Origin of the sequence: Gordonia terrae (genome assembly GCF_001698225.1) — a bacterium.
Classification (GTDB): Bacteria; Actinomycetota; Actinomycetes; order Mycobacteriales; family Mycobacteriaceae; genus Gordonia; species Gordonia terrae.
In genome coordinates this window covers 3,737,224-3,752,071 of the sequence record NZ_CP016594.1, presented here as the reverse complement: position 1 = coordinate 3,752,071, position 14,848 = coordinate 3,737,224, and the positions used below count along the sequence as shown (strand labels likewise).

At 68.9% G+C, this 14,848-nt stretch carries 14 protein-coding genes; 9 read left to right on the top strand and 5 right to left on the bottom strand.

The annotated features are described in order from the left end of the window. Nucleotides 1–69: 69 nt before the first annotated feature. The gene (gene ligD / locus BCM27_RS16840) at nt 70–1,050 is read right to left on the bottom strand and encodes a non-homologous end-joining DNA ligase (RefSeq protein WP_033203980.1); all 981 of its coding nucleotides are present in this window, start codon (nt 1,048–1,050) and stop codon (nt 70–72) included. 102 nt (nt 1,051–1,152) lie between these two features. On the opposite strand from ligD, the gene BCM27_RS16835 reads away from it, so the two are divergent. The 3 genes from BCM27_RS16835 to BCM27_RS16825 all read left to right on the top strand — a co-directional run bounded on the left by BCM27_RS16835 (nt 1,153) and on the right by BCM27_RS16825 (nt 4,205). Continuing rightward, nucleotides 1,153–1,941 carry an enoyl-CoA hydratase-related protein gene (locus BCM27_RS16835; RefSeq protein ID WP_004019266.1) on the top strand — a complete coding sequence of 263 codons (789 nt, stop codon included), beginning with the start codon at nt 1,153–1,155 and terminating at the stop codon, nt 1,939–1,941. Between the two features lie 65 nt (nt 1,942–2,006). Continuing rightward, a complete protein-coding gene (locus BCM27_RS16830) occupies nt 2,007–2,984 on the top strand; it encodes a class I SAM-dependent methyltransferase (RefSeq protein ID WP_004019271.1) in 978 nt (325 codons plus the stop codon). Between the two features lie 21 nt (nt 2,985–3,005). Then, nucleotides 3,006–4,205: a class I SAM-dependent methyltransferase gene (locus BCM27_RS16825; RefSeq protein ID WP_004019272.1), complete on the top strand. Its 1,200-nt coding sequence runs from the start codon at nt 3,006–3,008 to the stop codon at nt 4,203–4,205. A 59-nt stretch (nt 4,206–4,264) separates the two neighbouring features. Here the strand turns inward: BCM27_RS16825 and BCM27_RS16820 are convergent, their stop codons facing one another. Then, nucleotides 4,265–5,602, bottom strand: a complete 1,338-nt coding sequence (locus BCM27_RS16820) for an outer membrane protein assembly factor BamB family protein (protein ID WP_004019273.1) — start codon at nt 5,600–5,602, stop codon at nt 4,265–4,267. Between the two features lie 156 nt (nt 5,603–5,758). Here BCM27_RS16820 and BCM27_RS16815 point away from each other — a divergent pair, with 156 nt between their 5' ends. After that, a complete protein-coding gene (locus BCM27_RS16815) occupies nt 5,759–6,505 on the top strand; it encodes an acyltransferase (protein WP_004019274.1) in 747 nt (248 codons plus the stop codon). Between the two features lie 23 nt (nt 6,506–6,528). On the opposite strand, the gene BCM27_RS16810 is transcribed toward BCM27_RS16815, so the two are convergent. The 3 genes from BCM27_RS16810 to BCM27_RS16800 are packed head-to-tail and all read right to left on the bottom strand — an operon-like array spanning nt 6,529 to nt 10,231. Continuing rightward, complete coding sequence (locus tag BCM27_RS16810) at nt 6,529–7,806, bottom strand: glycosyltransferase family 4 protein (protein ID WP_033203978.1); 1,278 nt, start codon at nt 7,804–7,806, stop codon at nt 6,529–6,531. Then, nucleotides 7,803–9,410 (bottom strand): 1,4-alpha-glucan branching protein domain-containing protein, encoded by a 1,608-nt coding sequence (locus tag BCM27_RS16805; protein ID WP_004019276.1) that lies wholly within the window; start codon nt 9,408–9,410, stop codon nt 7,803–7,805. The genes BCM27_RS16810 and BCM27_RS16805 overlap by 4 nt, the downstream gene beginning before the upstream one ends. Nucleotides 9,411–9,412: 2 nt before the next feature. Then, nucleotides 9,413–10,231: a class I SAM-dependent methyltransferase gene (locus tag BCM27_RS16800; RefSeq protein ID WP_004019277.1), complete on the bottom strand. Its 819-nt coding sequence runs from the start codon at nt 10,229–10,231 to the stop codon at nt 9,413–9,415. 185 nt (nt 10,232–10,416) lie between these two features. Between BCM27_RS16800 and BCM27_RS16795 the strand changes: the two genes are divergently transcribed. From BCM27_RS16795 to BCM27_RS16775, 5 genes are all read left to right on the top strand, one after another. Further along, nucleotides 10,417–11,202: an electron transfer flavoprotein subunit beta/FixA family protein gene (locus BCM27_RS16795; protein ID WP_004019278.1), complete on the top strand. Its 786-nt coding sequence runs from the start codon at nt 10,417–10,419 to the stop codon at nt 11,200–11,202. A 53-nt stretch (nt 11,203–11,255) separates the two neighbouring features. After that, entirely contained in the window at nt 11,256–12,212 is a 957-nt protein-coding gene (locus tag BCM27_RS16790) for an electron transfer flavoprotein subunit alpha/FixB family protein (protein ID WP_004019279.1), read from the top strand. A gap of 100 nt (nt 12,213–12,312) precedes the next feature. After that, nucleotides 12,313–13,299 (top strand): GNAT family N-acetyltransferase, encoded by a 987-nt coding sequence (locus BCM27_RS16785; RefSeq protein ID WP_004019280.1) that lies wholly within the window; start codon nt 12,313–12,315, stop codon nt 13,297–13,299. Beyond that, nucleotides 13,296–14,240: a lysophospholipid acyltransferase family protein gene (locus BCM27_RS16780; protein ID WP_004019281.1), complete on the top strand. Its 945-nt coding sequence runs from the start codon at nt 13,296–13,298 to the stop codon at nt 14,238–14,240. The genes BCM27_RS16785 and BCM27_RS16780 overlap by 4 nt, the downstream gene beginning before the upstream one ends. Nucleotides 14,241–14,302: 62 nt before the next feature. Further along, complete coding sequence (locus BCM27_RS16775; protein WP_004019282.1) at nt 14,303–14,782, top strand: DUF4334 domain-containing protein; 480 nt, start codon at nt 14,303–14,305, stop codon at nt 14,780–14,782. Nucleotides 14,783–14,848: the final 66 nt, after the last annotated feature.

Sequence of the window (14,848 nt, the reverse complement as noted above, 5' to 3'; positions counted from 1 at the left end):
GAGCAGCGACGATATGTGTGCGCGGGCGGGTTGTGGGGGTGGTTTTCGTGATGGCGCCGGTGTGTGCGTTCACCGATCCATGTCGATGACCTCGGCGTCCTCCTCGTCGCCGATGTCGTCACGATCGGCCCAGTCGATGAGCGTGTCGAGGCGGTGCGCCACGTCGTCGATCTCGGCGTGGAGATCGCCGAGCTCGGCGAAGCGGGCCGGCACGGTGGCGATCGTGAAGTCGTCGGGTTCGATGTCGTCGATCTCGGCCCAGGTGATCGGAGTCGACACGGTGGCCCGCTCGTTGCCGCGCACGGAGTAGGCCGACGCCATGGTGTGGTCGCGGGTGTTCTGGTTGTAGTCGACGAAGACCGCGGCCGGGTCCCGGTCCTTGCGCCACCAGGTCGTCGTCACGTCGTCGGGCGCCCGTCGCTCGACCTCTCGAGCGAACGCCAGCGCGGCTCGTCGTACCTGCGGGAAGCCCCACTCCGGCGCGATGCGCACGTAGATGTGCAGGCCGCGACCACCCGAGGTCTTGGGGTACCCGCGCATGCCCAGCTCGTCGAGCACCTCTTCGACGACGTGCGCGACGCGTCGAATACGGGAGAACGTGCAGTCGGGCATCGGGTCGAGATCGATCCGCCATTCGTCGGGGGATTCGGGGTCGGCGCGGCGCGAGTTCCAGGGGTGGAACTCGACGGTCGACATCTGCACCGCCCAGATCACCGAGGCCAACTCGGTGACGCACAGTTCGTCGGCGGTGCGGCCGTACCGCGGGAAGTAGATCTCGGTGGTCTCCAGCCAGTCCGGCGCGCCGGCGGGGACGCGCTTCTGGTGGACCTTGTTGCCGCTGACGCCCTTGGGGAATCGGTGCAGCATGCACGGACGGTCGCGCAGCGCGCGCACGATCCCGTCGCCCACGGACAGGTAGTACTCGGCGAGGTCGCGCTTCGTCTCACCGCGTTCGGGAAAGTAGACGCGGTCGGGACTCGACAGTCGGACGGTGCGGCCACCGACCTCGAGTTCGATGGGTTCACCTGCGGAACCCGACGTTTTCGCCATGACCGCCACTGTATGACTCCGACGTCTGTCTACGTCGGACTCTGCGGGTCGCGTCTGCGGGCTGGGGCACCGACGGGACTTACCAACCGGTAGCCTTCGACCATGCCTGAGTTCGTGACCCTCGAGTGCTCCGACGCTCATCCGGGCGTCGGCACCATCTTGCTGCAGCGACCGCCGATGAACGCGTTGAGCCGGCAGGTGCAGGCCGAGCTGGCCGCGGCGGCCGAGGAGGCCACCGTGCGTACGGACATCAAGGCCGTCGTCGTCTACGGCGGTCCGAAGATCCTCGCGGCCGGCGCCGACGTCACCGAGATGCGGGACATCGGCTATGCGGAGATGAGCCGGGTCGCCGGTCGTCTGCAGCGCGACCTCGGCGCGATCGCCGCCATCCCGAAGCCCACGGTCGCTGCCATCACCGGATACGCCCTCGGCGGCGGCCTCGAAGTCGCGCTGGGTGCCGACCGCCGGATCGCCGGTGACAACGCGAAACTAGGCCTCCCCGAGGTGCTGCTCGGTCTGATCCCGGGCGGCGGCGGAACCCAGCGGCTGGCACGCCTCATCGGCCCGTCGCGCGCCAAGGACCTCATGTTCACCGGGCGGTTCGTCGATGCCGAGGAGGCCCTGGCCATCGGGCTCGTCGACGAGGTCGTCGCGCCCGATGAGGTGTACAACGCCGCGCTCGCCTGGGCCGGGCAGTTCGACCGCGCCGCGTCGGTCGCGCTCGCAGCGATCAAGAAGGCCGTCGACCAGGGTCTCGAGGTCGACCTCGACACCGGACTCAAGATCGAGGAGCAGTTGTTCGCCCCGCTGTTCGCGACGGAGGACCGCGCCATCGGTATGGCGTCCTTCCACGAGAACGGGCCCGGAAAAGCGGAATTCGTCGGCCGCTGAGCCGTCGACGACACCGCGCACCTTCGACTCCACCACCGACATCACCACGCAAACAGGAAGCGATCATGACCACCGACGTCACTCCGGGCACCGATCCGGCTCCCAACCCGCACGCGACCGAGGAGCAGGTCAAGGCGGCGCTCACCGACACGAAGCTCGCCCAGGTGCTCTACCACGACTGGGAGGCGGAGACCTACGACGAGAAGTGGTCGATCAGCTTCGACGAACGCTGCATCGACTACGCGCGAGGGCGTTTCGACGCCGTCGACACCGGTGAATCCCTGCCGTACGGCCGCGCGATGGAACTCGGGTGCGGCACCGGCTTCTTTCTGCTGAACCTGATGCAGTCGGGGGTGGCGACGAAGGGATCGGTGACCGACCTGTCGCCGGGCATGGTCAAGGTCGCGCTGCGCAACGCGGAGAACCTCGGGCTCGATGTCGACGGCCGCGTCGCCGACGCGGAGAAGATCCCCTACGACGACGACACCTTCGATCTCGTCGTCGGCCACGCTGTGCTGCATCACATCCCGGACGTCGAGCAGGCACTCCGCGAGGTGTTGCGGGTCCTCAAGCCCGGCGGTCGCTTCATCTTCGCGGGTGAACCGTCGACGATCGGTGACTTCTACGCGCGCTGGATGAGTCGGGCGACGTGGTTCGCCACGACGAACGTCACGAAACTCGGCCCCCTGCAGGGGTGGCGGCGCCCGCAGGAGGAACTCGACGAGTCCTCCCGCGCGGCCGCGCTCGAAGCCGTGGTCGACATCCACACCTTCGATCCCGACGAGCTCGCCGGCATCGCCCGCGCCGCCGGTGCGCACAAGGTGGACACCGCCACCGAGGAGCTGGCCGCCGCGATGCTCGGCTGGCCGGTCCGCACCTTCGAAGCCGCGGTGCCGCCGGAGAAGCTGGGCTGGGGCTGGGCCCGCTTCGCCTTCGGCGGATGGAAGCGCCTCACCTGGCTCGACGAGAACGTGCTGCGCAAGATCGTGCCGCCGAAGTTCTTCTACAACGTCGTGGTAACCGGTGTGAAGCCGCCGCGGTAAGCGGTTCTCGCCCTCAGGACCATGGGCTACTCCTTCAGTCTCGACGATGTCGCATTCCTGCGGTCGCGGCACGGTGAGAAGGCGCTCGAGACGGTGTCCGGCCTCGAGCTCTCGCCGTCGACGATGCTCGCTGACATCACCGAGACCCGTAGCCGGTACGCGCCGCACGATGCCGCGCTCATCGAGACGGTGCGGTGCCGGCGGCGTGCGCACCCGAAACTGCGTGACGCCGAAGCACTCCTGCTCACCGACGACGCCGTGCAGCAGGCGACCGCATCGGTGGTCGCCGCGCATCGCGCCGCCGAGATCGCGCAGCGGTTCCCCGCGTCGGTGGTGCACGACCTGACCTGCTCGATCGGTGCGGAACTCCGGGAACTGGTGCGCGTCAGCGATATCCAGGGTGTCATCGGTAGCGACATCGATCGGCTCCGGCTCGCGATGGCACGGGCGAACGTACCCGACGCGACGCTACTGGTCGCGGATGCGCTGACCCCGACCTCCACCGCGGATGTACTCCTCGCCGATCCGGCGCGTCGATCAGACGCCGGCCGGATCTTTCGGCTCGACCAGCTGACCCCTCCGCTCTTCGAGCTGCTGACCACCTACCCGGGCCGTGTCCTGGTCGTGAAATGCGCACCCGGACTGGATCATCAGATGCTGCGGAACCGCTTCGGCTTCGACGGCGAGGTCCAGATCACCTCCCTCGACGGCGGCGTGCGGGAGGCGTGTCTGTGGTCGGGGCCGGGTGTGGAGCCCGGTCGTCGGGCCACCGTGCTGCGGACCAGAGCCGACGGCACGGTCGCCGTGGTGGAGATCACCGACCGTGAGGCCGACGACGTGCCCGCCGGTGAGGTCGGGGAGTGGATCGTCGATCCAGATGGGGCGATCGTCCGCGCCGGTCTGGTCAGGCACTACGCCCACCGGCACGGGCTCTGGCAACTCGATCCGCAGATCGCCTATCTCACCGGGGATTCGGTCCCCGAGGGGGCACGCGGGTTCCGGGTGATCGAGCAGACGGGCGTGACCGAGAAGGCGCTCCGGAAGGCGCTCGCCACCCTGGAGTGCGGCCCGCTCGAGATCCTCGTCCGCGGACTCGACGTCGACCCGGACCGGCTGCGAAAGAAGCTCAAGCTCAAGGGCTCCCGACCGCTGTCGGTGGTACTCACCCGGATCGGACGCAAGGGTGTCGCGTTCATCTGTGAGCCGGGCGTGCGGTTCTAGTCGCGCAGAATGCGGGATCCGTATCGGTTTCCGGTACGAATCCCGCACTCGCTGAGCGCTTACTCGAGGTTGGCCTTGCTGTCGAAGAAGTACACCTCGCCGAGGTTGGTCGCGGTGGCGATCTGTCCGGAGTAGGACACCGAGACCCCGGTCGCGAAGCCGCGCGAATCGGGCAGCGGCAGCGTGCGTTTCGTCGCGCCGTCGGTCGTGGACACCTCGACCAGGGACAGTGAGTCCTCACCGGGATCGCGGGCGACCGTCCACGCGGTCTGCTGTTGGGTCAGTGCGGACAGGCTCACCGTCGCCAGATCGGTGCGCTGCCAGACCTGCTCGGCGCGATCGCCGCGGTCGCGCAGGAGGGTCAGCGGGGCGCCGAGTGAACCGGTCGGGATGATCAGGCCGTCCGGCGAGACGGTCATCGTCGCGAAACCGTGCCCGCCGATGTCATGAGTCCACCGGGTCGATCCGTCGTCGGTGTTCAGGGCGACGATCTTGCCGTCGCGCGAGAACGCATAGAGGGTCGCGCCGTCGGCCGAGAGCGTCGGTGTCCCGACGACGCCGCTCGGGACGTCGGCCTGCCAGGCGGTCCGGACCTCACGGTTTCCGGCGACCGGGCCGTACTTCATCGCCCGGATCTGCGAAGTCGCCGCGCCCTGCGGGAAGAAGTTGAGATAGAACAGTTCTCGCTGGGTGTCCACTGCCGGAGGTGCGGGTATCGCGCACTGCGGACCGTTGCGCACGCAGTCGCCGAAGCCGCGGAGCGGTTGCGCCGGGTCGACGTCGGAGCGCAACTTAACCTCAGGAGCGAGGAGTTCGTTGCGCTGGGTGTCGATCAGAAGGATCTGGCCCTGCGTACTGGCGACGAGGACGGCGTTGGGAGCCGCGAACTTCGCCGACAGCGGAACGCCGATCACGCCCGCCCGCCAGCGGATCGCGCCGCCGGCGTTGAAGGCCAGGAAGGTCGACTCCTCGCCCAGGTAGGGCTGGTCGTACTGGTCGACGAGCATCGCGTTGATCTCGACGCCGGCCCGCATGTCCTTGCAGAAGTTCTTGCGCCCGGACCGGCTGTCGAGTACCAGGACGTTGCATCCGGCGGCCGCGTTCGACGTCACGCCCACGTTCCCCTTGCCGGAGATGGTGACCGGCGCGGTGACCGGGCCGCCGGTGGGGCGAGTCCAGCTCAGCGTCAGATCCTCGGGCACATCGGCATACGCGAAGTTGGCGTTGCCCGGGACGCCCCCGTAGCTGGGCCAGCCGACGCTCGGGACGGAGCGGACGTCGATGTGGCCGTCCGAGCAGCCGGCGAGGACCAGCGAGCTCACGGCCACGAGCGCGACGAGCAGGCGGGTCAGCGCAGATCGGCGGCGTCGAGACACCTGCGGTCGTGCGAAAGCCATCCTGCTCCTCGTCGTCGTGTCCTGGTCGTCGTCTGTGTAAGGCGCCGGCCGGTAACAGTGGGGCTCGCTCGGCACCCATGCCATCGAAACGGCACCCGAGCGTGCCAGCAGTGAGCCTATCGTGCGCGAAAATCGCGTCGATTAGGGTTTCTCGTCATGACCACCATGTGGAACGCCTCGTACCGGTCCCGCCGGCGCGCGGGCCGACGCCGCGACCCCGACCAGGCGCGTTTCCTCACCCTGGACTCGCTGCGCTGGGTGAGACGCAATCGCGCGTACACACCGTGGTACCTCGTCCGCTACTACCGTCTCGCGCGGTTTCGTCTGGCCAACCCGCACATCGTGCTGCGGGGCATGGTGTTCCTCGGGCGCAACGTCGAGATCCACGCGACACCCGAGTTGGCCCGCATGGAGATCGGACGCTGGGTGCACATCGGCGACGGCAACTCCATCCGCTGTCACGAGGGCAGCCTCCGCATCGGTGACAAGACCGTCTTCGGCTGCAACAACGTGGTGAACTCCTACCTCGACCTCGAGATCGGCGGCTCCACCCTCATCGCCGACTGGTGCTACATCTGCGACTTCGATCACAAGATGGACGACATCACGCTGCCCATCAAAGACCAGGGCATCGTGAAGGGCCCGGTGCGGATCGGCCCGGACACGTGGGTGGCGGCCAAGGTGTCGGTCCTGCGCAACACGATCGTCGGCCGAGGATGCGTCCTCGGCTCGCACGCGGTGGTCAAGGGCGTCATCCCCGACTACGCCATCGCGGTCGGCGCACCCGCCCGTGTGGTCAAGAACCGGATGGACGACTGGGCGTCGTCTGCCGCGGAGCGCGCCGAACTCGAACGCGCCCTCGCCGACATCGAACGCAAAAAGGCCGCGGCCGAGCGCGACTAGATGTACTGAGCTGACTGGAAGGCCTACGCCTGCCCCGGGTCCCGTTCCGGCAGAGGGCGTTCCGGGATGTCGGGTCGTCCGACGGCGTGCCGGACCCGACGCTTCGCCGCGAGGTGCACGCTCGCGGTTCGTTCCGCGACCTCGGCCCACGAGAACTCCGCGGTGAGCCGCGCACGGGCCCGCAGCGCGCGTTGCGCCGCCGCCCCCGGGTCGGACAGCGTCGCGCGGACCGCCGCCGCGAGACCCGCGACATCCGCAGGCGCGAAGGTCAGGCCGGTGTCGGGCTCGCGGACCGCCTCGCCCAGGCCACCCGCGGTCGACACGATCAGCGGCGCGCCGGTCGCCGCCGCCTCCAGCGCCACGATCCCGAACGGTTCGTAGCGGCTGGGCAGGACGATCGCGTCGCAGCGGCGCATCAGCGTGACCAGCTCGCCGTGGTCGACCGGACCGACGAAGGTCACCGCCTTGCTGACCCGATGCTTGCGCGCCTGCTCCATCAGCCAGTCACGCTGGGTGCCGTCACCGGCGACGGTCAGCGTCGTCCCCGGATGGCTACGCCGGATCCGCGGGAGCGCGGCCAGCAGATCCTGCACGCCCTTCTCGTATTCGAGCCGCCCCGCGAACAGCAACTCCGCCGGACCGCCCGTCCGCGAACGCTCCGCGAACGGCCACGTGCGGATGTCGATGCCGTTGTGGATCACCGTGATGTCGGCGGCGTCGTACCCGAACAGTCGGTGCACCTCGTCGCGCATCGACGCCGAACACGTGATGAGGGCATCGGACTCCGACACCAGCCACCACTCCACCGAATGCACCTGCCGGTTCGTCCGGCCGCTCACCCATCCGCTGTGCCGTCCGGCCTCGGTCGCGTGGATCGTGGAAACCAGAGGAACGTCGAAGAATTCGGCCAGTGCGATGGCCGGATGGGCGACCAGCCAATCATGCGCGTGCACCACGTCGGGCACCCACCGCGCCCCCGGCTCGCTCGCTCCGCTCCCGGCGCCGTGCAGAACCCGCAACCCCGCCCGCACGAACGCATGCCCCATGGCGAGCGTCCACGCCATCATGTCCTGGCCGAACTCGAACTCCGGCGGATCCTCGGCGACGGCCACGACGCGCACTCCTTCGACGACGGTGTCCGTCGTCGGGTGACTCACTGCGTCGGTTCCCGACGGTCGCCGGGTCAGGACCACCACGTCGTGACCCGCGGCGGCCATCTCGGTCGCCAGGTGATGGACGTGCCGACCGAGTCCGCCGACCACCACGGGCGGGTACTCCCACGACACGAACAACACCCTCATCCGATTTCCCCCTCGGTGACGATTCCCCCGGCGCTCATCCCGTCGACGCTCGTACGCGCAGCCCTGTCCCGGTCGGCAGTCAGCGTCGTCTCCAGCCGACGCGCATCCAGTGCGGGGAAGAGATTGTCGGCGCGCGACCAGTTGGCGGCGAGCGTCTCGGCAGCGTCGTCGCGGCCTCGCATCGCCGCGTCGCTGATCTCGCGGGTGGCGTGCGCATGCGTGTGAGCTCGCGCCACAGCGTACTGCGCGGCGGTGTCCTTCGACACCATGAACGGCCAGTCCGACGACACGGTCAGGAGCGTCTCGCGCAGGATCTGATCGGCCACGCGATTCCGCCCGCCGCCTCGGTGCCGCAACTTGGTCACCGCGTCGAGGGCCGTCTCGGTCACCTCCGCGTTCAGGTCGACCAGGTGCTGCACGGCCGGACCGTTCCACACCCGCCAGTCCTTGCCCGAGCCCCACGACGAGCGGGGGAGGTCGAAGGGCGCACCGACGAATCCGGCTTGCGTTGCGCCCGCGAGTGTTCCGACGGTGACCCCGACCTCGGGCAGGCGGCGGAGGACCCGCTCGAGCCAGATCGGGCCCTCGTGCCACCAGTGCCCGAACAATTCGGTGTCGAATGCCGCGACGACCAGCGCGGGACGGCCGATCCGGTCGGACTCGTCGATGAGGCGGGCGCGGACGTGCGCGACGAAGTCCTCGACGTGCCGGTCGAGAACCGCGTCGACCCGAGCGGGGTCATACGGCTTCTTGTCCTCTCCGGACACGGTCCGGCCGGTGACCCGGAACCGCTTGAGCCCGGTGTCGTGGTCGTACGTGTGGAAGTCGCGGTACGCGGCGTGGCCCGGATAGCCCGACTTCGGCGACCAGACGCGATAACTCACCGTCAGATCACGTCCATAGGCGACGACGGCGCTGTCGCCGACCGGGCGGCCGAGCGCGGTGTCCCCGTGCAAGGCGGGGCCGTCGACGATGAAGTGGCGCACACCCGCGCGGTCGTACTCGGTCTCCATCCCCGGCGCGAAGGCACATTCCGGGGCCCAGATGCCGACTGGATCGAAACCCCAGCGCGCGTGGGCGTCCGCGAGCCCCTCGGTCAGTGAGAAGTGGCGCAGTCGCGGGTCGAGCAGCGGCGCGAAGGGATGGGCGAGGGGACCACCCAGGATCTCGGCGACCCCGCTGGTGGCCAGCCCGCGGATCAGTGGCGACGCGCCGTGGCGCCACCGGTTGGCGAAGGTGTCGAGAGCGCGTTGGGCGTCGAGATACTCACGCCGTCCCGCGGCCGCGCGGTCGGGGTCGCGAGACATCGCGGCCTGCGTGGCGCGCAGTTGCCAGTCGGCGAGCCACTCGTACATCGACGACGCGCAATGCGGGTCGTCGAGCTGTGCGGCCAGGACCGGCGTGATGCCCAACGAGAGCTGATCGGTGAACCCGTCGGCGGCGAGACGCTCGAGCGCGTCGACCAACGGCAGATACGACGCCGCCCACGACTGGTACAGCCATTCCTCGCCGACCGGCCAGCGTCCGTGATTGGCCAACCACGGCAAATGCGAATGCAGGACCAGTGTGAACTGGCCCGGAACGGAAGCGGTTCCGGTGGTCACACTCAGCCCCGCAACGCGACCGCGAACAGGTCGAGGGAGGCGTCGATGTCGTGCTCGCCCGAGTCGACGACCTCGAAGTCCGTGGCGACCACGCCGGCGACATCCGCGGCGAGTTCGTCGGGCCAGGGTTCACCGGCGAGTGCGCGCTCGATCTGGGCGTCGATGAGTGAACCGCCCCACTTGGCGTCGAGCGTCTGCAGGCGCGGTCCGTGCGCGACGCCGAGCATCGCGTCGACCACGAAGCCTCCGTCGATGAGGAGCTCGGTGAGTTCCGCCGCATCCAGCTCCCGGGTGTGGAACGGGTTGAGCGGTGTGTCGCGACCGGGGGAGAAGGTGATGCGGTTGGGCGTCGACATCAGCAACACGCCGCCGGGGCGCAGCACGCGGTGGCATTCGGCGACGAAGCGCGGCTGGTCCCAGAGGTGTTCGATCACCTGGAAGTTGACCACGACGTCGACCGAGGCGTCGGCGAGCGGGAGGTCGACGAGGTTGCCCTCGTGGACGACGAGCTCGGGATACCGGCGGCGGGTGTGCTCGACGGCGGCGGTGTCGTAGTCGACGCAGACCACCGACGACGCCCCGGCGGCGGCGATCATCGCGGCGCCGTAACCCTCGCCGGACCCGGCTTCGAGGACGTCCCGCCCGGCACATCGGCCGGCGATGTGGCGATAGGCGATCTCGTGGCGCCGGAACCAGTAGTTCTCGGCGGGAATTCCCGGGACCGTGCGCTCGCCGGTGAGCGCGAGCTGCTGGTCGGTGTCGAGCGCCTCGAGACCAGTGGTTGCCGTCCCGCGCGACGATCCGAGGTCTGCGTCAGTCATCTGAGAGAGAGTAGGGCATGCCCTCCGGTTGCCGGGGCCGTCGTACCGAGCGAGCGACCGGTCATGTCCATTGTGTGAGGTAGTCGATGTTTAGTGGAACCATAGGAGAGGCTAAAGTGGTGAAGACCCATGGCCTTACCCGCCGGTAAGTTGCCGAACCCGATGCAGGAGGTCGACGTAGACCCATGACAAACATTGTCGTACTGATCAAGCAGGTTCCCGACACGTGGTCCGAGCGCAAGTTGTCCGATGACGACTACACCCTGGACCGCGAGGCCGCTGACGCCGTCCTGGACGAGATCAACGAGCGCGCGGTCGAGGAAGCGCTGAAGATCAAGGAGGCCGACGGCGGTGAGGTCACCATCCTGACGGCGGGCCCCGAGCGCGCGACCGACGCCATCCGCAAGGCACTGTCGATGGGTGCGGACAAGGCGATCCACATCAAGGACGACCTCATGCACGGCTCGGACGCGGTGCAGACCGCATACGTCCTCGCGCGGGCACTCGGCACGGTCGAGGGTGTCGAGCTGGTCATCGCCGGCAACGAGGCCACCGACGGTCGGGTGGGGGCCATCCCGGCCATGATCGCCGAGTACCTCGAGCTGCCGCACCTCACGCACCTGCGCAAGCTGACCCTGGAGGGCGAGACCCTCAAGGGTGAGCGCGAGACCGACGACGGCATCTTCCATGTCGAGGCGAGCCTGCCGGCCATCGTCAGCGTCAACGAGAAGATCAACGAGCCGCGCTTCCCGTCCTTCAAGGGCATCATGGCCGCGAAGAAGAAGGAAGTCACCGTTCTCACCCTCGCCGAGATCGACGTCGAGGCGAGCGATGTGGGCCTGGAGAATGCCGGCTCGGTCGTGACGGCGAACACCCCGAAGCCGCCGAAGACCGCGGGCGAGCGCGTCACCGACGAAGGCGACGGCGGCACCAAGGTCGCCGAGTACCTGGTCGGCCAGAAGATCATCTGACCTTCTCGACGCAGACCACCGGCGAACCCCCAGACATTCAGGAGATAACCACCATGTCAGAAGTACTCGTTCTCGTGGAACAGGACGCCGAAGGCGCCCTGAAGAAAGTCACCAGCGAGCTCATCACCGCCGCCCGCGCTCTCGGCACCCCGTCGGCAGTCGTCGTCGGCAAGCCCGGCTCGGCCGACGGCATCCTCGACGGCCTCAAGGAGGCCGGCGCCGAGAAGATCTACGTCGCCGAGTCCGACGACGCGGGCAGCTACCTCATCACCCCGCAGGTCGACGTCCTCGCCTCGATCGCCGAGACCGCTTCGCCGGCCGGCATCCTCGTCCCGGCGACCGCCGACGGCAAGGAGATCGCGGGACGCTTGGCCGTGCGCCTCGGCTCCGGCGTCCTCGCCGACATCGTCGACGTCAAGGAAGGCGGCGTGGGCATCCACTCGATCTTCGGTGGCGCCTTCACCGTCGACGCCCAGGCCAAGGGCGACGTGCCGGTCTTCTCGATCCGCCCCGGTGGCGTCGAGGCCGCTCCGCAGGCCGGTGCCGGCGAGCGCGTCGATGTCGAGGTCCCCGCTCAGGGCGAGGGCGCGGTCAAGATCACCAAGGTCGAGCCGAATGTCGGCGGCGACCGCCCCGAGCTGACCGAGGCGTCCATCGTCGTCTCGGGTGGTCGCGGTGTCGGCAGTGCCGAGAAGTTCTCGGTCGTCGAGGAACTCGCCGATGTGCTCGGTGCCGCGGTCGGCGCCTCGCGTGCGGCCGTCGACTCCGGTTACTACCCGGGTCAGTTCCAGGTCGGTCAGACCGGCAAGACCGTGTCGCCGCAGCTGTACGTCGCACTGGGCATCTCGGGCGCCATCCAGCACCGCGCCGGCATGCAGACCTCGAAGACGATCGTGGCCGTCAACAAGGACGAAGAGGCCCCGATCTTCGAGATCGCCGACTACGGCATCGTCGGCGACCTGTTCAACGTCGCGCCGCAGCTGACCGAAGAGGTCAAGAAGCGCAAGTGATCTTGCGCTGATCAGCTCCACAACCCGGTGGCCCCCGACTCCGTGTCGGGGGTCACCGTGCGTTCGGGGGTCGTTCACCCGCAGGTGACCGTCGCGAAGCATGTTCACCCGATGGCGGCCCGAGTTCATCGAACCCGCACCGACACGACACACTGCGGTGGTCCCGCCGACGCCCGGTCTGGCTTTCATTCGAGTCATGAACGCCATGCAGTCGCCAGTCCGCACCAGCCACGTCTCGCGCGCACGGTTCACGCGGGCCGTACCGACGACCCTGCTCACCACGGGACCCATCCGCGTCATCGTGTCCGACGATCCCGCCGACATCGTCGCCGCGCAGGAGTTGCGGTACCGCGTTTTCGCCGACGAGCCCGGCTTCTCCAACCGCATCGGTGACGCGGTCACCGGACGCGATGCCGACCGGTTCGACGCCTTCTGCGAACACCTCATCGTCCGCCACGACGACGACGGTGTCGTCGGCTGCGCACGTCTCCTCGCGCCGGCCCGGGCCATCGCCGCCGGCGGCTGGTACTCGGCCACCGAGTTCGATCTCCGCGAGATGAACGACATCGTCTCCGCCACGGTCGAATTGGGCCGAGCCTGTGTTCACTCCGCGTACCGCGACGGCTCGGTGACCGCGCTCATGTGGGCGGCGCTGCTCCAGTACATGGACGACGCCGGTCTGCGTTACCTGATGGGGTGCGTGTCGGTGCCGCTGCACAGTCCGGGGGAGTGGCACCCGGGATCGTCGTTGCGCGCCCTCCGAGACCGACTGCGCGACGACCACCAGGACCTCCGGCGGCGGGCACACCCACTGGCGGCGGCCCGCATCGGCGGCCGCCTGCTCGACGACATCGTGCCCGCGGACACGGTCGCGATGCCGCCGCTGATGCGCGGGTATCTCCGACTCGGTGCCCGGATCTGTGGCGAGCCGGCAGTCGACGACGTCTTCGACGTCGCGGACTTCCTGACCCTGCTCGACCGAGAGGGTGCGAACAAGCGCTACCTCGACCGGCTGCGATCGAGTGCCAGACGGCTCGGATCGCCCGGTACGGACGCGGTGCCGGCGCCCGGAGGCGCGGCGCGATGACCGCGCTGCTGGTCGATCCGGTCGCTCCGCGCACGGCTGGTCCGCGTCGCGGTCACGCCCAGTGCTCCACGGTCCGCTCGACCGGCGGGCTCGCCCACCCGTGGTTCCCGATCAGCACCTGCGGCGAAGGCTGCATCGGCGTGACGGCGGCGCGGCGGATCGACGCGATCTCCGACGCGACGATCGTCGCGTGGCGCCTGTGCCGTCTCGCCGCGGTCGTGGTGTGGATCCTCTGGGCCGTCCTGGCGGCCGGGTCGGTGGCGCGCCTGCGGCGACGACCGCCGCGCGCCCTCCGCGCCCCTGCGTCGAGTGCGTTGCTCGCCGCTCTGGGCATCTCCGTGGACGTCGAGGACCGACGATCCGATCCGGCGCGTCCGGGTCTGGTGGTCGCCAACCACATCTCGTTCCTCGATGTCCTCGCCCTCGCACTGGTCAGCCCCGCGCACGTGGTCGCCAAATCCGATGTCGTCGGGATGCCGGTGGTGTCGTCTCTCGCGCGCAGGTTCGGCGTCATCGCCGTCGACCGCGGCACGCTTCGCGGGCTGCCGGGGACGGTCGGCGAGGTCGCCGGGCGGCTGCACCGCGATTCGTCGGTGATCGTGTTCCCCGAGGGCACCACCTATTGCGGTCGGTCCGGCGGCGCGTTCCGCCCCGCCTTCTTCCAGGCCGCGATCGATGCGAACGTGCCGGTGGTGCCGGTGAAACTCCGCTTCGTTGGCACCGACGGAACGACGGCGACGGCACCGAGCTTCATCGGCGCGGACACCCCGGCCGACACCCTGCGGCGGGTTCTGCGGGCACGCGGCCTCGCCGTCACGATGATCATCCACCCGCCCGAGGAGCCGGGCCGGGATCGCCGCGAACTGGCAGGTCGGTGCGAGCGCGTCGTGGCAGGTCCGCGCGCGGTCACCGAAAGTGACATCATCCGTTCTCTCATATAGGTTTCTCGGGTAGCCGTCCGTAGCTCTGCGGACGATCAACCGCGTACCTCCAGGAGGCGACGATGACGTCCACCCAAACCCGAGAAGCCGCGCGCACCAGGTTCTTCGAACTCCGAGATGTCGACGGCCGGGTTGACGACGCCGATCTCGACACCGTCTGGGCCGGACTGTCGACGCTGCGACCCGAGGAGATGCTCGGCGCCTGGAAGGGCGGGGAGTTCACGACCGGGCACGCCATCAACGGCATGCTCGCCAAGGCCAACTGGTTCGGCAAGACCTTCACCTCGCGCAGCGACGTACAGCCGCTGGTGTGCCGTGACGAGAACGGCGACCTCTACTCCAACACGAAGCTGGGCAAGGGCGAGGCGAGCCTGTGGGCGATCGAGTTCCGCGGCGAGATCACCGCGTCGATGGTCTACGACGGCCAGCCGGTCATCGATCACTTCAAGCGCGTCGACGACACCACGGTGATGGGGATCATGAACGGCAAGGGCGGCGTCATCGACGGTCGTCACCTGTACTTCTACCTCGAGCGGGTCTGAGGACGACGGGTCGATCCGCCTATACGCGCGATTTCGGCGTCCGCGCTCGCTGACAAGCGGCAGGAG